General features: G+C 68.2%; 21 protein-coding genes and 1 pseudogene. 16 read left to right on the top strand and 6 right to left on the bottom strand.

The genetic code is table 11. From position 1 onward, the window contains the following. Positions 1-147 precede the first annotated feature (147 nt). Positions 148-1,611: an ABC transporter permease gene (locus ACZ601_RS23885; RefSeq protein ID WP_469541194.1), complete on the top strand. Its 1,464-nt coding sequence runs from the start codon at positions 148-150 to the stop codon at positions 1,609-1,611. 44 nt (positions 1,612-1,655) lie between these two features. Next, positions 1,656-2,339, top strand: coding sequence for an ABC transporter ATP-binding protein (locus ACZ601_RS23880; protein ID WP_073732467.1), 684 nt, complete (start codon positions 1,656-1,658; stop codon positions 2,337-2,339). A 42-nt stretch (positions 2,340-2,381) separates the two neighbouring features. Here ACZ601_RS23880 and ACZ601_RS23875 read toward each other — a convergent pair whose 3' ends face one another. After that, positions 2,382-2,924 (bottom strand): RDD family protein, encoded by a 543-nt coding sequence (locus ACZ601_RS23875; RefSeq protein WP_469541239.1) that lies wholly within the window; start codon positions 2,922-2,924, stop codon positions 2,382-2,384. A gap of 578 nt (positions 2,925-3,502) precedes the next feature. Here ACZ601_RS23875 and gdhA point away from each other — a divergent pair. After that, entirely contained in the window at positions 3,503-4,882 is a 1,380-nt protein-coding gene (gene gdhA, locus ACZ601_RS23870) for an NADP-specific glutamate dehydrogenase (protein WP_469541191.1), read from the top strand. Positions 4,883-5,355: 473 nt separating this feature from the next. Beyond that, positions 5,356-5,574: a hypothetical protein gene (locus tag ACZ601_RS23865; protein ID WP_469541188.1), complete on the top strand. Its 219-nt coding sequence runs from the start codon at positions 5,356-5,358 to the stop codon at positions 5,572-5,574. A 164-nt stretch (positions 5,575-5,738) separates the two neighbouring features. Here the strand turns inward: ACZ601_RS23865 and ACZ601_RS23860 are convergent, their stop codons facing one another. Beyond that, positions 5,739-6,101, bottom strand: coding sequence for a YrdB family protein (locus ACZ601_RS23860; RefSeq protein ID WP_469541187.1), 363 nt, complete (start codon positions 6,099-6,101; stop codon positions 5,739-5,741). Between the two features lie 197 nt (positions 6,102-6,298). Between ACZ601_RS23860 and ACZ601_RS23855 the strand changes: the two genes are divergently transcribed. From ACZ601_RS23855 to ACZ601_RS23815, 9 genes and pseudogenes are all read left to right on the top strand, one after another. Next, positions 6,299-6,877 (top strand): GNAT family N-acetyltransferase, encoded by a 579-nt coding sequence (locus tag ACZ601_RS23855; RefSeq protein ID WP_469541184.1) that lies wholly within the window; start codon positions 6,299-6,301, stop codon positions 6,875-6,877. Positions 6,878-7,449: 572 nt separating this feature from the next. Continuing rightward, entirely contained in the window at positions 7,450-7,986 is a 537-nt protein-coding gene (locus tag ACZ601_RS23850; protein ID WP_469541181.1) for a DUF6879 family protein, read from the top strand. A 362-nt stretch (positions 7,987-8,348) separates the two neighbouring features. Beyond that, positions 8,349-8,873 (top strand): DUF6879 family protein, encoded by a 525-nt coding sequence (locus ACZ601_RS23845; RefSeq protein ID WP_469541178.1) that lies wholly within the window; start codon positions 8,349-8,351, stop codon positions 8,871-8,873. Between the two features lie 19 nt (positions 8,874-8,892). Continuing rightward, on the top strand, positions 8,893-9,741 hold the full coding sequence (locus ACZ601_RS23840) for a DUF5753 domain-containing protein (protein WP_469541176.1): 849 nt from the start codon (positions 8,893-8,895) through the stop codon (positions 9,739-9,741). 89 nt (positions 9,742-9,830) lie between these two features. After that, positions 9,831-10,043 (top strand): hypothetical protein, encoded by a 213-nt coding sequence (locus ACZ601_RS23835; RefSeq protein ID WP_469541173.1) that lies wholly within the window; start codon positions 9,831-9,833, stop codon positions 10,041-10,043. A gap of 5 nt (positions 10,044-10,048) precedes the next feature. After that, on the top strand, positions 10,049-10,261 hold the full coding sequence (locus ACZ601_RS23830) for a hypothetical protein (RefSeq protein ID WP_469541170.1): 213 nt from the start codon (positions 10,049-10,051) through the stop codon (positions 10,259-10,261). A 326-nt stretch (positions 10,262-10,587) separates the two neighbouring features. Further along, positions 10,588-11,019 carry a glycine-rich domain-containing protein gene (locus ACZ601_RS23825; protein ID WP_469541167.1) on the top strand — a complete coding sequence of 144 codons (432 nt, stop codon included), beginning with the start codon at positions 10,588-10,590 and terminating at the stop codon, positions 11,017-11,019. A gap of 75 nt (positions 11,020-11,094) precedes the next feature. Next, positions 11,095-11,526 (top strand): hypothetical protein, encoded by a 432-nt coding sequence (locus ACZ601_RS23820; RefSeq protein ID WP_469541165.1) that lies wholly within the window; start codon positions 11,095-11,097, stop codon positions 11,524-11,526. A 32-nt stretch (positions 11,527-11,558) separates the two neighbouring features. Beyond that, positions 11,559-11,705: pseudogene (locus tag ACZ601_RS23815) on the top strand (IS5/IS1182 family transposase); the annotation flags it as partial. Between the two features lie 52 nt (positions 11,706-11,757). Here the strand turns inward: ACZ601_RS23815 and ACZ601_RS23810 are convergent. After that, positions 11,758-12,669 (bottom strand): alpha/beta hydrolase family protein, encoded by a 912-nt coding sequence (locus ACZ601_RS23810; protein ID WP_469541162.1) that lies wholly within the window; start codon positions 12,667-12,669, stop codon positions 11,758-11,760. 102 nt (positions 12,670-12,771) lie between these two features. Between ACZ601_RS23810 and ACZ601_RS23805 the strand changes: the two genes are divergently transcribed. Further along, a complete protein-coding gene (locus tag ACZ601_RS23805; protein ID WP_469541159.1) occupies positions 12,772-13,341 on the top strand; it encodes a TetR/AcrR family transcriptional regulator in 570 nt (189 codons plus the stop codon). 186 nt (positions 13,342-13,527) lie between these two features. Here ACZ601_RS23805 and ACZ601_RS23800 read toward each other — a convergent pair whose 3' ends face one another. Next, positions 13,528-14,688, bottom strand: coding sequence for a methyltransferase domain-containing protein (locus ACZ601_RS23800; RefSeq protein WP_469541157.1), 1,161 nt, complete (start codon positions 14,686-14,688; stop codon positions 13,528-13,530). A gap of 1,158 nt (positions 14,689-15,846) precedes the next feature. On the opposite strand from ACZ601_RS23800, the gene ACZ601_RS23795 reads away from it, so the two are divergent. Continuing rightward, positions 15,847-16,713 (top strand): helix-turn-helix domain-containing protein, encoded by an 867-nt coding sequence (locus tag ACZ601_RS23795; RefSeq protein ID WP_469541154.1) that lies wholly within the window; start codon positions 15,847-15,849, stop codon positions 16,711-16,713. Further along, positions 16,694-16,936: a DUF397 domain-containing protein gene (locus ACZ601_RS23790; RefSeq protein WP_328865631.1), complete on the top strand. Its 243-nt coding sequence runs from the start codon at positions 16,694-16,696 to the stop codon at positions 16,934-16,936. Before ACZ601_RS23795 ends, ACZ601_RS23790 begins: the two co-directional genes overlap by 20 nt. Positions 16,937-17,026: 90 nt before the next feature. Here ACZ601_RS23790 and msrA read toward each other — a convergent pair whose 3' ends face one another. Together msrA and ACZ601_RS23780 are read right to left on the bottom strand one after the other, a co-directional pair. Then, positions 17,027-17,692, bottom strand: coding sequence for a peptide-methionine (S)-S-oxide reductase MsrA (msrA, locus tag ACZ601_RS23785; RefSeq protein ID WP_469541150.1), 666 nt, complete (start codon positions 17,690-17,692; stop codon positions 17,027-17,029). 84 nt (positions 17,693-17,776) lie between these two features. Next, entirely contained in the window at positions 17,777-17,899 is a 123-nt protein-coding gene (locus tag ACZ601_RS23780; RefSeq protein ID WP_440579311.1) for a hypothetical protein, read from the bottom strand. Positions 17,900-17,940 lie beyond the last annotated feature (41 nt).

Below are 17,940 nucleotides of genomic sequence, written 5' to 3'. Positions count from 1 at the left end.
CGGCCCACCCCCTCCCCTTCGACGCAGGCGGCGGCACCCGATCCCCAGGGATCACGGGTGCCGCCGCCTGCGTCGAAGGGGAGCGTTCTCATCCGTCTCTCATCGTGGCCTTAACCCACCATCACAACCGCTCCATAACCTCGCGCCATGTTCTTCACCTACCTCCGGCGCGAGCTGCGCCGCCGCAGAAAGGCGGCGCTCGTCGTCGCCTCGGGGCTCGGCCTCGGCATTGCGCTGGTCATCATCGTCAGCTCGGTCTCCTCGGGCATGAGCAAGGCCCAGGACAAGGTCCTGGAATCGCTGTACGGCCTCGGCACCGACATGACCGTCACCAAGGCGGCGGCGGCGCCCGGCTCTGGCACGGAGCGGCCCAGGTTCGAGTTCGACGCCAAGGAGAACGGCGACGACTCGACCCAGAGCACGGACCGGGTCATGGTCCAGGGCTTCCAGACGCTGGCCGCCACCACGGTGGACAAGGTGGGCGGGCAGGACGGCGTGGCCGACGCCGTCGGCGGGCTGAGCATGACCGTCATGAAGGTGGACGGCCAGTTCAAACGTGGTGAGTTCAAGCAGGAGGGCGGTACGTCCCAGGGCGGCGGCCGGGGCGGCTTCGGGGGCGGCGGCCAGCCGCAGGGCGAGGTCAAGGGCGGCGGCGCCTCGTTCGACGTCAACTCCTACACGGTCTACGGCACCGACGTCACCAAGCAGGACCTGGGCCCGCTCACCTCGTCGAAGATCACCTCGGGACGCACGTTCAAGTCCACCGAGACCAACGGCAAGGTGGCCGTCGTCGACGCCGCGTACGCCAAGGAGAAGAAGCTCTCGGTCGGCAAGACGCTGACCGTCCACGGCACGAAGTTCACCATCGTCGGCGTCTCGGCGGCCGACAGCGGCGACGCGGCCGCCAACCTCTACATCCCGCTCCAGCAGGCCCAGACCCTGGCCGACGCCAAGGACAAGGTCACCACGGTCTACGTGAAGGCCGCGGATTCGCAGCGGATCGACGGCGTCAAGACCGCCATCCAGAAGAACATCACGGGCACCACCGTCACCACCTCCGCCGATCTCGCGGACACCGTCTCCGGCTCCCTGTCCACCGCCTCCGACCTGGCCTCCAGCGTCGGCAAGTGGCTCTCCATCGCCGTGCTGATCGCGGCGTTCCTGGTGGCCGGGCTGCTCACCTCCTCCGCGGTCAGCCGCCGGGTACGGGAGTTCGGCACGCTCAAGGCCCTCGGCTGGAAGAGCGGCCGGGTCACCCGCCAGGTCGTCGGCGAGGCCCTCGTCAACGGGCTGATGGGCGGCGTCCTCGGCATCGCGGTCGGCCTGGCCGGCGCCTACGCCGTCACCGCCGTCAGCCCCACCCTCACCGCCCAGCTCGGCGCCTCCGGCGGCGGGGGCGGTGGGATGCGCGGCGGAATGATGGGCGGCGGCGGGCCAGGCCGGCAGAGCGCCGCCAAGTCCCTCGACATCGCGCTGACCGCGCCCGTCTCCCTCTCCATCATCCTGATCGCTGTCGCCCTGGCCGTGGCGGGCGGGCTGATCGCGGGCGCCTTCGGCGGCTGGCGCGCCTCCAGGCTGCGCCCCGCGGACGCGCTGCGCCGCGTCGAATAGTCCGCCCGTAGTCCGCCCGCCCACCGTTCAGCAGGAGTTGACCCATGTACACCCTTCAAGGCGTCACCAAGCGCTACACACGCGGCAAGTCCACCGTCCACGCGCTCGCCGGCGTCGACCTGACCATTGAGGACGGCGGTCGCCTGGTCATCCAGGGCCCCACCGGCGGCGGCAAGTCCACCCTGCTCCAGATGCTCGGCGGCCTGGACCGCCCCACGGCCGGCAGCGTCGAACTCGACGGCGTCGACCTCGCGAAGCTCAGCGAGGCCAGACTCACCAAGGTGCGCGCGCAGAACATCGGCTTCGTCTTCCAGAGCTTCAACCTCATCCCGACGCTCACCGCCCAGGAGAACGTCGAGACCGCCCTCGTACCGCTGGGCGGTAAGGCGTCCGAGCGGCGCAGAAGAGCCGCGGAGGCGCTCGACTCGGTCGGCCTGGGCGAGCGCCTCGGCCACCTCCCCGGCGAGATGTCCGGCGGCCAGCAGCAGCGGGTGGCGATAGCCAGGGCCCTGGTCAAGCAGCCGAAGGTGCTGCTCGCGGACGAGCCCACCGGCAACCTCGACGAGTCCATGCGCGACGAGATCATGGAGGTGCTGGAGACCATGTGGAAGGAGCACGGGCTCACCTTCATCATGGTCACCCACGACAGCGCGATCGCCCGCCGGGCCCCTCGGCTCGCGACGATCCGCAAGGGCAAGGTCACCATCACGGAGAACGCGGCGGCGTGAACGTCTCCCCTGCGTAAGGCTGTCGCGGCAGGCGGTACGGGCTCAGGCGGCCCGTCCTGCGGCGGTCCGGCCGGCGGCGGCCCGGCGGTGTGCGGCGAGATCGCTGCGGCGGACCTGGCGCACCCCGGCCGGGTCCGCGTACGGCTCCGCGTACGGATCGCCCTCCTCGCAGCCGCGCGGGGCGGGCCCGTGGCCGTCGTCGGCACGGGTGAGACGGGCGCGGAGCCCGTACCAGGGCTGGAGCGGCAGCCAGCACAGGCCGTGCAGCCAGCGTCGCACGAGCTGCCCCGGCCCCGGACGGCCGCCGTCCGGCAGGCTCACGACCCGGATCCCCATGATCAGCTTTCCGGCCCCGGCTCCGACCAGCGCGGTGAGCACGACCTGGTTGAGGAAGGAGAGGGCGAGCACCGGCCCGAGCAGCAGGGCGACGTCCCCGGAGAGGGGCGCCGAGCCCACGTGCGGCCGGGCCAGTAACCCGGCGGTGACCAGGCAGAGGTAGCAGTCCAGGCCCACCGCGAGATAGCGGCGCGTCTCCCCGGCCCGGGGCGGTGTCCGGTAGCCCGCCCCCGTCGTCCTGCCGGGTATGTGCGGGGGCCGCGCGGGGCCGTGTCCGGACAGCGGATCTCCGGCCAACGGCGTTGACCGGTAAGGCTGGTGGGGAGCCCGCGCTCTGTGGTTCCCCCGTGAAGTCTTCATGACGGCATCATGGCTGATCGCCCGTCACGGCGGGCCCGGTCCGCGCAGGCCGCCCGCACAGGCCGCGAGCACGGCCGCCCGTACAGGCCGTCGGCGCAGGCCGCCCGCACAGGAAGGCTGCCCACCCGGACCTCACAGCGGCGGTCGGCGCACTGTGAGGTTCACCACTTCGAGGGGTCTACGGGCATACCCCCCAACCCGGTCGTTCCGCCCGGAACCGTTCCGGGGCAAGGCTTCCGAGGCCGCCCCATATCGGGCCCGGCGGGAATCACCATGTGGATGGGCATGGAGGATTCGGCGGTCCCACTGGGAGAATCGGTAGGCCACAACGGTCCTGTACGTCGCAGTCGTGAGTGCGCGGGTACACGCGCTATCCGGGCGACGCCCTCAATGGGGAGGGGGGACCTGGTGCCCTCCGGGACGGGGGCGCCTTCGCGATGAGCCGACCCATGGAAGGTCTTGATCAGATGACGGCCACCCCTGACTCCGCAATCCCGCACGCCGCCGAGAACCGGATCATCGAGCCGCTGTACGCGGAGATCCTCCGCCGCAACCAGGGCGAGAAGGAGTTCCACCAGGCGGTACGGGAGGTGCTCGAAACGCTCGGCCCGGTGCTGGCCCAGCGGCCGGAGTTCGTGGACGCCCGGATCATCGAGCGCATAACGGAGCCGGAGCGCCAGCTCATCTTCCGGGTGCCGTGGTCGGACGACTCGGGCGACATCCACGTCAACCGCGGTTTCCGGGTCGAGTTCTCCAGCTCGCTCGGCCCGTACAAGGGCGGACTGCGCTTCCACCCCTCGGTCAACCTCGGCATCGTGAAGTTCCTCGGCTTCGAGCAGATCTTCAAGAACGCCCTCACCGGCATGCCCATCGGCGGCGGCAAGGGCGGCTCGGACTTCGACCCGAAGGGCCGCTCGGACGCCGAGATCATGCGGTTCTGCCAGTCGTTCATGACCGAACTCCACCGCCACCTGGGCGAGTACACCGACGTACCGGCCGGGGACATCGGCGTGGGCGGCCGCGAGATCGGCTATCTCTTCGGCCAGTACAAGCGGATCACCAACCGCTTCGAGTCCGGTGTCCTCACCGGCAAGGGCCTCGGCTGGGGCGGCGCCCTGGTGCGTACGGAGGCGACCGGCTACGGCTGCGTCATGTTCACCGCCGAGATGCTCCGCAGCCGGGGCGAGTCCCTCGACGGCCAGCGCATCGCCGTCTCCGGCTCGGGCAACGTCGCGATCTACGCGATCGAGAAGGCCCAGCAGCTCGGCGCCACCGTGGTCACCTGCTCCGACTCCGGCGGTTACGTCGTGGACGAGAAGGGCATCGACCTCGACCTGCTCAAGGAGATCAAGGAGCAGGGCCGAGGCCGCATCTCCGAGTACGCCGAGCGACGCGGCGCGCACGTGAAGTACGTCGAGGGCGCGGGCGTCTGGAACGTCCCCTGCGATGTGGCGCTGCCCTGCGCCACGCAGAACGAACTCCACGAGGCCGACGCGCTGACCCTCGTACGCAACGGCGTGAAGGCCGTCGCGGAGGGCGCCAACATGCCCACCACCCCCGAGGCCGTCCGCGTCCTCCAGGAGGCGGGCGTGGCCTTCGCCCCCGGCAAGGCGGCCAACGCGGGCGGCGTCGCCACCAGCGCCCTGGAGATGCAGCAGAACGCCTCGCGCGACTCCTGGACCTTCTCCCACACGGAGGAGCGCCTCGCGGAGATCATGCGGCACATCCACGACTCCTGCTACACCACGGCGGAGCGCTACGGCTGCCCCGGCAACTACGTGGTCGGCGCCAACATCGCCGGCTTCGAACTGGTCGCGGACGCGATGCTGGCGCAGGGCCTGATCTGACCGGGAGTTCCTGTGCGGTGGGGGTCGCGGTCGATCCGGCGGCCCCCACCCGCGCTCTCGTACGCCGCGACGGCCTGCTCGAAGCTGTCGGAGCCGGCCTTCACCGGCGGCCGAGCTCGGTGCGTCGGCACGGGATCTTCACTTCGTGTAGGCAACTTCTCCGTACGGCAGACGCGGAATGTCCATAACTGGCTGTTCTTGCCAACCGGTATGCCCGAAAATGAGCGCAGCAGGGTCATCATTTTCCATGCGGCAACTGTTTGATCATCTAAATGGATGTGGTCGGAAAACACCTGCTGGACCATCCAGGGCTCGCCAACCAACCGGCGCGCGCTCAAGATCAGGCAAATGATCGGCGCATCGCTGGGGGAGAGATGAGCGGACACGCACCGGGGGCGAGACCGGGATTCCGTAGGATCGACCGGGCCACCCGATTGGCCGGGCGGTCCCTGTGCTGGGCCCACGCCGCCGCGATGGCAGGCACCGCCGCCGAAGCGCTTCTCCACCCCACAGCCGCATGGTGGCCCTATGCGTGGCCCGCCCTCTGGGTCGCGACCGGGATATCGCTCATCGCCTGGGCCGCGCTGCGCATCAGGCAGAAGAGTCACCTCCAGCGGCCCGCCCAGACCCTCGGCGACGACCCCGGCACACCCCTGCCCGACACCACCGTCGCCTACGACCGAGCAGCCTGAGGGGTCGGTTCGCGAGGTGGTGTCCGTTTCCGGGTCAGGTTCGGGCAGGGCAGGACGGCTGGTGGAGGTTGCGCCGGTTATCGCTTCCTTCTGAACTGGTCCGGTCTCACCCGCCCCGGCGGCCGAGACCACGACCTCCGCGACCGCGCCCCCTCGCGGCCGGCCTACTCGACCGGTGCGGGCCGCCGCCGGAACGTCTCCACGAGCCCCGTGTTCGCCACCATCACGACGGCCAGGACCACCGCGGCGCCCGGGTGCCCCACCCGGTACAGCCCGAAGGCGCCGCCTCCGAGCACCACGGCCTTCACCACGAGCACGCCCGCCAGCGGCAGCCGGATCCGGGCGCGAGGGGCGGCGAACGTGCCCCACAGGGCGATACCGGCCGCCGGCAGCCCGATTCCCAGCAGCAGGTGCACGGCCAGGCCGTCCCCGGCGGTGAAACCCCACCAGCACAGGCAGACCACCGCGAACAGCTCCAGCAGGAACGCCAGGCCCTCGTTCGCCGCCCACCAGGGCCGCCCGCTCAAGGAAGGTATCGCCGGTTCGTCCGTCCGGTCCCCGCTCATCGTTTCCCCCGCCGCACTCGCCGTTCAAGTCGCAGTGAGGGTACCGGTACCGGCCGGAGCCACCCCGCTGGTGGTGCAAGTGGCCTGCCGAGAAACCCCGTTGCGAGGGACCCGCGTCGGATGTCTGATGGACCGGCCACCGATCAGCGGAGGGAACCATGCGGCCGTCGCTGCCCACCCCCTCGTTGCACACCAGTCGCCTTCGACTGCGCGCCTTCGAGGATGCCGATGCGGACAACCTCTTCGCACTGCACAGCAACGCCTACGTGCTCCGCTACTGGGACTCGCCCCCGTGGAACGAACGCGCGCGAGCCGCGAAGTTCATCACGGCTTGCCGACAGCTGGCCCAGGAGGGCACCGGGGCGAGACTGGCCGTGGACCGCGTCTCCGACGGGGCGTTCATCGGCTGGTGCAGCCTCAGCAGCTGGAATCCGGAGTACCGCAGCGCGTCGCTCGGCTACTGCTTCGACGAAGCGGCCTGGGGCCACGGCTACGCGACCGAGGCCGCCCACGCCGTGCTGCGGTGGGCGTTCGACACCCTGGACCTCAACCGCGTCCAAGCCGAGGCCGATACCCGCAACATGGCGTCCGCCCGTGTGCTGGAGAAGCTCGGCTTCGTACGGGAAGGGACGCTGCGGGAGGACTGCGTCGTCAACGGCGAGGTCTCCGACTCGTGGGTCTACGGACTGATCGGGCGGGAGTGGCAGCCGTCGCCCGAGCCGGGTCCCACTCGCTGATTTCGTTGTCCGGCCCACCGTCGCCAGCCACCGCGAACCGGGGTCTGCCACCTTGTTCGGAGGGGCGAGGGTGATCCCGTACGCCTCCAGGTGTTTTCCGAGCGCGGAGGCCGGGACCGCTGTGACCGCACCCAGCAACGGGCACGGCCCACCGCGAGATGTTCGTGATCAGCAACGGAGTTACGGGCCTGGGGGCCGGAGCTGGTCAGGCACCGCGCACGTAGCCCGCCTCCGTCTCAGCCGCTCAGGCAGTCTGGGCCGGTGACTCACACCCACGCGTCTATGCGACTTCGTGACCGGACGACGGACCAGCCTTGCCCCTCGGGCATGACAGTCCGTAGCTTGCTGACCACACAGACCGGAGGGGGTCTCAGTGGGGGAACTGCGGATGATTGCTGGCGGGCCGTGCAGGAGCGGTGACGACGACAACTGCGGGAACGGCGACTGCCCGACCGCGTACGTCACTCCGTAGCCGGGCATGTTGGCCATCCAGGGCTACGACGTGGCCCACCCGACGCCGGATGGCGAGTCCGTAGTACTGATCCCGGAAGACATTCTCAAGGAGGCCGCACGTGCCCGTGGATGGTTCTAGCCCTGCACTGCTGGACGGGGACGAGTGGCAGGCGTACTTCCGCGACTTCGAGCGCTCGGCGTTCCGGCTGGAAGTCCACCAGACCTACACCATGCCTGCCGAGGCCGAGACGGTCCGCAGCTTCCTCGCGGGTGCGTCGATGCCTGAGGGCTTCAACGTGCCATGGCACCAGACGATCCGGAATCACACGACGGCCGGGCGGACGGCAACCCGAGCCAAGATCGTGCGCCGCCCTCTCACGCCGTACAGCCGTTACCTGTTCGAGTGGTGTGTTCCCGGTAACGTCGCAGCTGGGGAGAACTACCAAATCGTTGATTTGACGGATCGACCGAATCCAGGGCTGCCGGAGCAAGATTTCTGGCTGTTCGACGAATCAACCGTGGTGCATCTCAACTACCGTCCCGACGGGACGCAGATCAATCGGGAACTGATCCGGGACCCTGACATCGAAAAGTATCTCGCATGGCGGGATCTGGCGCTAGCAAGTGCCACACCGTTCAGTGCCTATCGAACCTGAGGGGTGTGTGATCAACCGCCTGTCTGCCCTGGTCAGGTCACTGCGGTGTCTACCGTTCGCCTTGGGGCGCCGTGGCGACCTCTTGACCAGGCCGATCCGCCAGGGTGAAGGTCGTGCAACCAAGTGCAACGCGCTCGACAGGGAGGGATGCCATGGCCTTACGGTTCGTTGGTAAAGATCCAGAGTCTGGGGATCACGATTGCCCAGCCGTATGGGTGGACGACGACCGACGCATCCTGGTTCAGGATCGCCGGTGGGCACTTAGAAGGTCAGCCGAGCCTCGTCCGGCCCACCCAGATCTGAAAATGAGACTCTGATCATCCTTGAGCCCAGGATGATTCCGCTCCTCAAGGAGGTAATTCGTGTCGCGGAGTCTGACTGGCTTATCCGATCTCATCAGGCCGGTCCAGAGGTCAGCCGTACATCTGGAGATGCGCGACGGGTATGGCATCGACAACGAGATCAAAGGCTTCGCTGAGCGGGAGCAGGGGCGCCGACTGGACCGGGACGACAAGGCGTTTTGGTGGTGTCCCTGGTTTGACTTCGTGCAGGAGGTCGCCGACAGAGGTGTGTTGATCCGGAGGGCTTGGGTGTTCTCGGAACCTGCAAGCGACAACATCGCGTTTGAGTACTCCTTCACCCTCAGCGACGTGGCGGCAGATGAACAAGTCCGCCGGCTCCCGCGTAGGCAAGCCTCTGACCTTCCTCTCCCGGGGAATGACTTCTGGCCGTTCGACGGGAAGCCGGTCCAGTCCAACATGTTCGATGTGGTCGGCCGGGGGGTCCACACCGATCGGAACGGCGACCCCGCCGTAGCCGCCCACTGTGCGGCGGCCTTCGAACCAATGTGGGAACGTGGCGTTCAGCACGAGAAGTACAACGGCTGAATCACCGGCCGGTCGGCTCATGTCTTCCTCCCCGTTTTCCGCAGCCCAAGCAGCACGGGCTGCCGTGGCCACTCGCCTTCTAGGGTTGATGAAAGACGCTGGGCTCTCAGGGCATGACCTGGCCGTCCTGTGCGGCTGGCACAGGGCCAAGTCGTCCAGGATCGCCCGGGGGGTTTCCTCGCCGTCAGACGCGGATATCCGGGCATGGTGCGCGGCCTGTGGCGCCGCCGACCAGGCGGCCGACATCATCGCTGCCTCCCGAAACGCAGAGTCCATGTACGTCGAGTGGAAGCAGATCCACCGCGACGGCATGCGCCGCGTCCACGAGAAGACAACCCCGCTCTACCAGCGGACACGCTCATTTCGCGTCTACGCGTCCAACCTCGTGCCCGGCATGCTCCAGGTTGCCGGATACACGACGGGTCTACTCAAGGCCATCACGGCTTTCCAGGGCACCCCGGACGACGTAGCCGACGCTGTGAAGGCCCGTCAGTCCCGCTCCCGCGTAATTCGGGAGGGTGACCACCGCTTCGCGATTCTCCTCGAAGAGACGGTTCTCTACTACCGCGTCGCGGACGACGCTGCGATGCGCAGGCAGCTTGAATACCTGCTCGCGGTCATGGGCCAGCCGAACGTGTCCCTCGGGATCATCCCCGCCCGCGCTCGCAGGACCGTCTGGCCTCTCGAAGCCTTCTACGCCTTTGACGACCAACAGGTAGCCGTCGAGACCCTGACAGCGGAGATCAACCTGACTGCGCCGGGGGAGATCGGAACCTACCTCCGCGCCTTCACGGACCTGTCTCGAATCGCCGCGCTTGGAGTGTCGGCCCGCGACCTGATCGCCAAGGCCATCAACGCACTTGAGTGAATCCATGCAACAGCTTGCAACAACGTGGAAGCCTGTTCAGAACCCTCCCTAACGTCGTCAGTAGACCCGGCGGAGCGGAGAGGTGCGGCATGGCAAGGACCAAGAAGGAAGAGGCCCCGGACTACGACCGGGACGCCTGGGAGTACGTGACCTACGCACCGGGACACAAGTGCTCCGCCTGCATGCGCACGGTCAAGCCGCTCGAAGTTGTCCTCAGGGGAGTAACCGAGCGCGCGTCGGGTGCGTCGGCCGTTGTCTACCGGCACTACACGTGCCCGAAGATTGAAGCAGTGGCTTCCTGATGGAGATGAGGGCCTGGCGAGACGGCCGGGAGAAGGCCAACGACGCCGCAGAGGCGATACGTACCGCGCTGGCCGCCCTCGGAGTACCCGAATCGGTATGGAGTGGTATACGCCCCATCGTCAGCCACAGCGGGAACGTGTACGTGCACCTTGGCGCCCTCCCCGCACCCGCCGTGAAGCAGATCTCCGAAGTTCTCCGACTTCCCTCCGCCCGCTGAGTCGGTCCCTGGCTCCTGCCACCGCCTCCTCCCTGCGGTTGGTAGGCCCGGCCTGATCCGGACACGGCATCGATACGGGATGACGTTTCCCTGTCCGGGCTTACTAAGCCCCGGTCTTCTCCCCGGCTCAGCCCCTTACTGCGGTGCCGCCCTCGCGACGAGGGCAACGCTCCGGCACCAGCGAAGGCCGGGTCCTCTGATCAACCGAAGGAGGTGAGGCGATGGCCGGCCCCGGCGACAAGGAGGGTGGCGAGAAGTTCCCGCCCCCGCCCACCGCGTAACCAGTCCTCAACTGTCGAGAGAGAGGAAATCTCACTGTGACGACCATGCTGGAATCTGCCGTCGCCTTACGGCGCGGGCGGGACCTAGTCAGTCCCGAGCTGTTCGAGAGGGTGTCGGGGTTCTGTGCGGAGGAGTACGGGCACGAGTTGTCCGCCGCCCGCCGGATCGTGGACCAGGCCCTTGCCTTTCTCAAGGTCATGGGCGACACCCGCGCGTTCGACATGACTCCGTCCGACGCCGTGGACCCCGGATGGCACTCGTTCGTGCTCCACACCCAGGCATACGGGGCTTGGTGCGAGGAGCAGTTCGGGTTCTTCCTCGGACACGAGCCCAGGGCCACCATCCGGACCCGGCCGCTGATCGGTTCCGTGGTGGACCGTGTCAGGGCCGCCGGGTTCCACGTCGATGACCGGCTGTGGGGCGCGGCCAAGGACTGCAATCCGCCCGCGTGCTGCGGTGACGGCGACGGCTGCTGATCCCACCCCGCACTGAATGGAAGCCGTCCGGGCGTGGCTAAGGCGCCCGGACGGCCACAGCCAAGGGTTCCAAAGATGAGCAGCAATGACGAGGGTCTGACCGGACGAGGTCGGGTCACGGTGTTCGCCATGTTCGGCACGGTCTTCGGCTACGCCACCCACCATCTCGACGAACGACGGATCGGTGACGTGGCCGTGATCGGCCCGGTGACCCCTGGTGTCGAGTGGCCACGGCTGTGGCAGATGGCCCGTTCCTGTGGCAGGCCCGCAGCCAAGGACACCGAACTTGCCCGCTGGATTCTGATCCAGGCAACCCGGGCGTTCGTCTGCGGCAGCGACCGTATCGCCCAGTTCCACGACCAGGGCTGGAAGTTGCAGCCCGGTGGGAAGCGCACCAGCTTCGAAGTCATCTACGCCAACCGAGACCACCTGTGGACCGGCAACCTGACCGTGGACGGTCTCGGCCCTGCCCAGGTGGCCGAGCGGTCTTCGCCCTACCGGACCTAAAGGTTGTTGCAGAACGCCTGAGTTAGGGCATTCCCGTCGCGGATGTCGAACGGTTGTGGATCGTGGACGGAACCCTCGTCCCGGTCCGCGACCGAACGGTTGCCGCGTCCTCCCGTAACTACCGGAATCGTGCAGCGGATTCCGCGTCGGCGCGGGCAGTCGCGGTTGGTGCGGACCCGTGGGCCCGCTCCGCCCGCACCCGCCTCGATCGAGAGCGCGGTCTGGCGGCGTTCACTTGCTGGCGATGCTCCACGTGCCGTCGCTGGCGGCAGCGGCGTTGTTGAGATCCGTCCACGCGGCGTCGTTGAGTTTGAAGGCGTCGTGGAGGAAGGCGGAGATCGCGTCGGCGACAAGCGCGGCGCGGGCGGGGTCCTCGTCGGTGGTCTCGGCGACCATCTCGCCGGCGAGGCCACCCAGGGTGTGCTCGCCCTCGGTGATGGCGAGCAGGCTCTTCGGGGACGGGCTGAGGTGGTAGGCGTCGGTGAACCACTCCGGCCCCCGGGTGGAGAGCTGGGACTGGTCCTTGCCGCCCGCGATGACCAGGGCCGGGGTGGTCATCGTGGAGTAGTCCGGCCTCATGAACGGAAGGTGCTCGACGGCGAGGGGGGTGAGCGTGTCGCCCGCGCCGGTCGCGGCGATCAGCGCGCCGGCCGAGACCGCAGCGTGGGAGAAGTCCTCTCCGGGCACACCGTCGGCGTCGAGCACGCGCGCGCCGAGGAGCGCGCCTGCGGTCTGGGCGCCCCAGGAGTGGCCGACGACCGCGATGCGCTCACGGTCGACGCGGGTCTCCAGGCCGCCGGCCTGGATGAGGAGGTTGTCGAGGCCGTCGATGACGGCATGGAGATCGGCGATCCGGACGCGCCAGATGGTGGCGAAGCGCGGGTCGTCCCACCCGATGCCGTTGCGGCGGGAGTCCAGGTGGGTGGGCTGCACGACGACGAATCCGGCCGCGGCCCACCGGTCGACGAGGGGCTCGTATCCGTCCAGGGACCATGCGTTGCCGTGGGAGAACACGATGACGGGAAGGTTTTGCCCTGACAGCGGGGCGGTGACCTTCACCTGGAGGTCACCGCTGCGGTCAGGGGCGGGAACGGTGATTGGCTTGACCGCGACGGTCCGCTGGGTGAGGTGGGTGGAGGACATGGGGGACCCCTACTTTCTCAAGAGGATCGCTCTGCCATACTTTGGCGGAGCGCCGTTCCGCCAATTTAGCGGAACATTGTTCCGCGAGCAATGGAGGGTCTCGTGCCGGAAGCGGTCGGAGTACGCCAAGCACAGGCGCAACGCACCCGTAGCGGCGTGCTGGCAGCCGCAGCGGCGGTCTTCGTGGACCAGGGCGTCCAAGCCCCCATCCGCGACATCGCCGAACGCGCCGGCGTCGGCGTCGGCACGATCTACCGGAACTTCCCGACCCGGGCGGACCTCGTCACCGCCGTCTACCGGCACCAGATCGACACCTGCGCCGCACTCGCGCCCCAGCTCCTGGAGGAATCAGCCTCCCCGTTCACCGCCCTGACCCGCTGGGCGGACGCGTTCGTGGAGTTCCTCGTGACCAAGCACGGCCTCGGTGCCGCCCTGGGGTCCGGTGATCCAGGGCTGGAGAACCTCCACGCCCTCATGCTCGACACCCTGGTCCCGGCCTGCGCAACGCTGCTTGACGCCTGCGTCGCCGCCGACGAGCTCGACCCCGGCATCACCGCCTACACGCTCATGCGTGCCATCGGAAACCTCTGCATCACCGGCCCCGACTACGACCAGGCCGACGCCAAGCACATGGTCGCGATCCTCCTCGCCGGATGCCGTCGCAAGGGGTAGCGACAGGACCCGGCCGCCTGCCGTGCGCAACATCGCTCTGTGCCTGGGGCGTTGGGCCGTGCCGCCCGCCGCGTGACGGCCGGAGGCCATAGCCACTCGCTGATGGCTGCGACAAGGACGGTTGCCTCGTAGCGGACCGTGAGCTCCCTCCAGCCCATTCGCTGCGATCACACGAGGAGCCCGGAGCTACCCGGCATCCCCGAGGGACGCGTTCCATCCACCACGCGAGAAGTGGCACACTCCGTCCTTCGAGATGCGAACGTGCGCGCCGAGCAGAGGCAACGAGCCTTCGACGTTGAGCCGGTTGCGGATACGTTCCAAGGCGGTCCACAGCTTCTGCGGCCCGCTCTGGTGCACCTCTGGCGGATCGGTCCACTCCGCGGATGCCCGCGCCCACGACCCGTCAGGATGAGCGAGGCGGGCAACCCGGGTCTGGTCGTCGAACTCTTCGTAGGCGACTTCCACGCCGGGAACGGTGAGCTCCAGCATGGACCGCAGCTCCCACGCGTTCGCCACGTCCACCACCGGATAGCGGCCCGTACTGACCTGTTCCCCCTCCGTGCTCCACGCATCCGCGAACAGTTCAATGTGCCCTGGCGGGTAATCGTCCCCGGAGCGGGTGACCATGAACCCCGCCATGTCACTCTCCACTCGCCCCACCACCTCACCGTTGGCATGCTTCCACCCGGTGACGATCAGGCATGTGCCCCCGAGTGTCGTGGCGATGCGTCCACCAGGTGCCAGCGCAGCCAGCACCGGTCGCAGTCCCCGACCGGCGGGCAGGCCGACCGTTGACACGATCCGGTCGTACGTACCAGGTACGTGCTCCGTCGCGTCGGCTGTGACGAAGTGGGGGTGAATGCCGAGCCCGGCCAGCCGCTCACAGGCTGCACCGGTCAGGTGAGAATCCACATCCAGACTGGTCACGTGCTGGTCCCCGATGCGCCGGGCCGCATAGGCGGTGAGCCCGCCGCTTCCGGTCCCCAGGTCCAGGACCGAGAGCCCGTCTCCCAGTCGCCCGTGTCGGAGCATGCGCACAACGAGGCTCGGCATCGTGGCCGACGAGGTGGGACGGCCGTGCGCCCGGTCCCCGATCTGGCCGTGGTCGGCGTGCAGGGCGCCGACCTTGGTGATCAACGACCGGTCCGAGTAGGCCGCCCGCGCCCATCCCTCAGGATCACTGGAACCGTCGCGCAGCACCCAGTCCGAGCCGTCCCCCTCGCCGTCCTTCTCCCACCATCGTGGGACCAGTTGATGACGGGGCACGCTCGCCACCATCGCCAGCCACCGCGAATCGGGGTCCGCCACCTTGTCCGCGAGCCGCCCCGCAGGTCCGTGCCAATCCATGCTGGCCAGCCTCTCAGTACTTGGGCAACCCGAGTTGCTAAGGACGATCTTCGCCGCGTCGCTGGTAGGCGACGTGCCGCGCCAGGGCGTCGAGTTGTCGGCAGTGGTAGGCGGTGCCCGGGAGGAGGAACCTCAGTTCCGTCTCCCAGGGCCGGCCCCCGGGCCGTACGACGCGCACGCGGGTGCCAGTCGCGCTGATCACCATGCAGGGCATGCCCTTCACCCGCTCGTACATGACCTGCCCCGGCCGCAGGCCCGCCGGAACGAATGGCCTCTCTGGACGGGCGGCCCCAGTGGTGGAGGGGCGGCCCCATGCCGGGGTTGGGGCCCTCGGCCGTGGGGCGTTCATCCCAACTCCCGGAACCAGGCGCGGAACTGGTTCTCCTCGCGGATTCGTGAGCGGAGGCCGAGCAGGAGGGGGCTGTCGGGCCTGGGGACAGGGCGAGCGGGACTCGGCTCGTCGGGGTTGGGCGGAGTGCGGAGGTCCGGGCAGACGGGGGCTCCGCAGTCGCATGGAGGGAACGTGAGCGGCGACTTGTGTGCCGGGTAGTCGGCACCTTGGGGCGGTGCGGAGTCCATCAGCGCCTCGCCGCGCCGTGGATGACGCGGGGCCCCACCTCGATCCCGTGCGACGTCAGCCAGAACGCGCGCCGCCGCCTCTCGGCGCAACCGGATCTCCGCACGCTCCCAACGGTCGTACGCAGCCTGCGAGTACGGGCCGTTGGGCGGACGCGGAACCATGCTCTTCGGCATCGCGGAGCGGCACACCACAAGGCGGCGGGGGCCGATTCTCGCGGGCCGAAAGTTCGCCCGAGGGGCCAACCTCTCAGCCGGCAACTCCCGGCGACGTAAGCCGAGAAGTAGGCACACCGGTTCGACTAACCGGGCGATAAGATTATGCATGCGGACGCTCCTTCAAAGCGTTGGCCACGCCCCGGGACGGCTACCACCGTCGCCGGGGTCCTCTGTGTGGGCATGTCAGCCCGTAGCTATTCACCGTCACGACTCAGCGACTGTGGGTAGCTATGCCAAGCATGCATCCGCATGGTCAAAGAATGCAAGGGTTGCGAAATACGTCATGGCGTTCACGTTGACTTGAGAGGGGCAGCGGTCAGACACGAGACTCACGGGTACCACCGAGGCAGGGAGGCACGCACCGTGTCAGGCAAGCGACAGAATCCACCCACCGTCAGACTGCGTCGACTCGCCGCCGAACTTCGGCTCCTCCGCTCTCAGGCAGACCTGACACGCGAGGAGGTGACTGCGCAGACAGGCGTCAACGGCGTGACCCTGTACCGGATCGAGAAGGCGATCTCTCGACCCCAGAAGCGGACATTGCAAGCGCTCCTGGATCTATACGGAGCGAGCGAGGCTCAGAGAAAGGACTTGCTCGCCCTTCAGAGCCGCTCCCAGGACCAAGGGTGGCTGCGGCCGTATCACTCAGAGTTGCCAGAGGAATACACTGCATACATCGGGTTCGAGGCCGAGGCTCGTACCGTGCGGAACTATGAATCGCTCTTCGTTCCAGGACTTGCGCAGACAGAGCGCTACGCACGAGCTGTGATCAAAGGCGTGTTGCCCACGGCTAATCAAGAGGACGTAGAACGGCGCGTACAGGCACGGATCGAGCGACAGGCAGTGCTCACCAAGCCCGAACCTCTACAGCTCTGGGCGATCATGGATGAAGCCGCCGTACGCCGGATGGTCGGAGGGCGCGAGGTGATGGCTGAGCAAGCACGACACCTATGCCAGCTCGCGGAGGAACCCCAGGTGACATTGCAGTTGATCCCCCTGGCAAAGGGCGCGCACCCTGGCATGACCGGGAGTTTCGTACACATGGACTTCCCGGACCCGCAAATTCCGGAGTTGGTCTATGTAGACACCCCAGCGGGTGACTTGTTCCTGGAGTCCGAGACGGAGATCCGGAGGTACAAGTCCATGTTTGAGCACCTGCAAGCTGTGGCGCTGGACCCAGGCGAGAGCGTCAAGCTGCTGGGTACTGTGTGTGCTGGTCAGAGTGATTGAGAGAAGGTGTTTGGAAGTGCATTACGAAGCAACGAAGTTGACATGGCGCGCGAGCAGCTACAGCAGCGGCAACGGTCAGTGCGTCGAGGTCGCGGACGCACAGGGCGCTGTTCCCGTGCGGGACAGCAAGACCGCAAGTGGCCCTGTCCTGGTTTTCGGCGTCGCCACGTGGGGCGCCTTTGTGACTGGAGTGCGCGACGGTGGCATCAGGACCGCCATCTGACTCCTGACGGGCTCCCATCTCAACCCGCGCAGGGAGTGCCCGCCGGTCAAAAGCAGGCAGGCGGGTACTCCACTGGCCTCGGGCAGCCTGTCACTCCCCGGCCGGAGCCACCCCGATCGGGCACGAGACGCCCGTCCCGCCGATTCCGCAGTAGCCCGCCGGGTTCTTGTCCAGGTACTGCTGGTGCGCGGCCTCCGCAGGCCAGAAGGGGCGGCCCTCCGCGGGCAGGATCTCCGTGGTGATCTCGCCGTGGCCGGAGCCCGTGAGGACCTTCTGGTAGGCCTCGCGGGACGCTGCCACGGCCGCCGCCTGCTCGGGGGAGTGGGGGTAGACCGCGGAGCGGTACTGGGTGCCCACGTCGTTGCCCTGGCGGAAGCCCTGGGTGGGGTCGTGGGACTCCCAGAAGACCTTCAGGAGCTGCTCGTACGTGACGACGCGCGGGTCGTACACGACACGTACGGCCTCCGTGTGGCCGGTCAGGCCGGAGCAGACCTCCTCGTACGCGGGGTTCTCCGTGTAGCCGCCCTGGTAGCCGACGAGCGTCGTCCAGACGCCGTCCGTCTGCCAGAACTTGCGCTCGGCGCCCCAGAAACAGCCCATCGCGAAGTCCGCGACCTCCAGGCCGTCCGGGTACGGGCCCAGCAGGGGGTTGCCCAGGACCGTGTGGCGGGACGGGACGGTGAATTCGGGGGTGGGGCGGCCGCGCAGCGCCTCCTGCGGTGTGGGGAGCTGCGGGGTACGGCGGTGCAGGAACATGCGGGGGCTCCTCATGGGTCGGGGTGCACCCCGTACAACGCACCGGGACCGCCGTGGATTCCGCCACCCGGTCCGAAGCGCCGGTCAGCGGCGGGGCGTGCCGTTCTCCGACTCCGTGTCCTCGACGTAGGCGCCGGTCCGCTTGCGGGCCTTGAACCAGAAGTAGAGGCCGAGGCCGATCAGGATCAGGGGTATCAGTCGGGCCATGAGGTGTACCGGTCCCATCAGTCAGTCAGTCAGTCGGTCGC

Source organism: Streptomyces sp. NPDC104307 (assembly GCF_055584045.1).
This window is presented reverse-complemented; position numbering and strand designations above follow the sequence as displayed.

Excerpts from the sequence above, each read along its gene's own strand:
- ACZ601_RS23880 (WP_073732467.1), top strand. The coding sequence starts at position 1,656 with ATGTACACCCTTCAAGGCGTCACCAAGCGCTACACACGCGGCAAGTCC.
- ACZ601_RS23830 (WP_469541170.1), top strand. The coding sequence starts at position 10,049 with ATGAGGGCCTGGCGAGACGGCCGGGAGAAGGCCAACGACGCCGCAGAG.
- ACZ601_RS23820 (WP_469541165.1), top strand. The coding sequence starts at position 11,095 with ATGAGCAGCAATGACGAGGGTCTGACCGGACGAGGTCGGGTCACGGTG.
- ACZ601_RS23800 (WP_469541157.1), bottom strand. The coding sequence starts at position 14,688 with ATGGATTGGCACGGACCTGCGGGGCGGCTCGCGGACAAGGTGGCGGAC.
- ACZ601_RS23855 (WP_469541184.1), top strand. The coding sequence starts at position 6,299 with ATGCGGCCGTCGCTGCCCACCCCCTCGTTGCACACCAGTCGCCTTCGA.
- gdhA (WP_469541191.1), top strand. The coding sequence starts at position 3,503 with ATGACGGCCACCCCTGACTCCGCAATCCCGCACGCCGCCGAGAACCGG.
- ACZ601_RS23840 (WP_469541176.1), top strand. The coding sequence starts at position 8,893 with ATGTCTTCCTCCCCGTTTTCCGCAGCCCAAGCAGCACGGGCTGCCGTG.
- ACZ601_RS23865 (WP_469541188.1), top strand. The coding sequence starts at position 5,356 with ATGGCAGGCACCGCCGCCGAAGCGCTTCTCCACCCCACAGCCGCATGG.
- ACZ601_RS23810 (WP_469541162.1), bottom strand. The coding sequence starts at position 12,669 with ATGTCCTCCACCCACCTCACCCAGCGGACCGTCGCGGTCAAGCCAATC.
- ACZ601_RS23885 (WP_469541194.1), top strand. The coding sequence starts at position 148 with ATGTTCTTCACCTACCTCCGGCGCGAGCTGCGCCGCCGCAGAAAGGCG.
- ACZ601_RS23825 (WP_469541167.1), top strand. The coding sequence starts at position 10,588 with ATGCTGGAATCTGCCGTCGCCTTACGGCGCGGGCGGGACCTAGTCAGT.
- msrA (WP_469541150.1), bottom strand. The coding sequence starts at position 17,692 with ATGTTCCTGCACCGCCGTACCCCGCAGCTCCCCACACCGCAGGAGGCG.
- ACZ601_RS23780 (WP_440579311.1), bottom strand. The coding sequence starts at position 17,899 with ATGGCCCGACTGATACCCCTGATCCTGATCGGCCTCGGCCTCTACTTC.
- ACZ601_RS23835 (WP_469541173.1), top strand. The coding sequence starts at position 9,831 with ATGGCAAGGACCAAGAAGGAAGAGGCCCCGGACTACGACCGGGACGCC.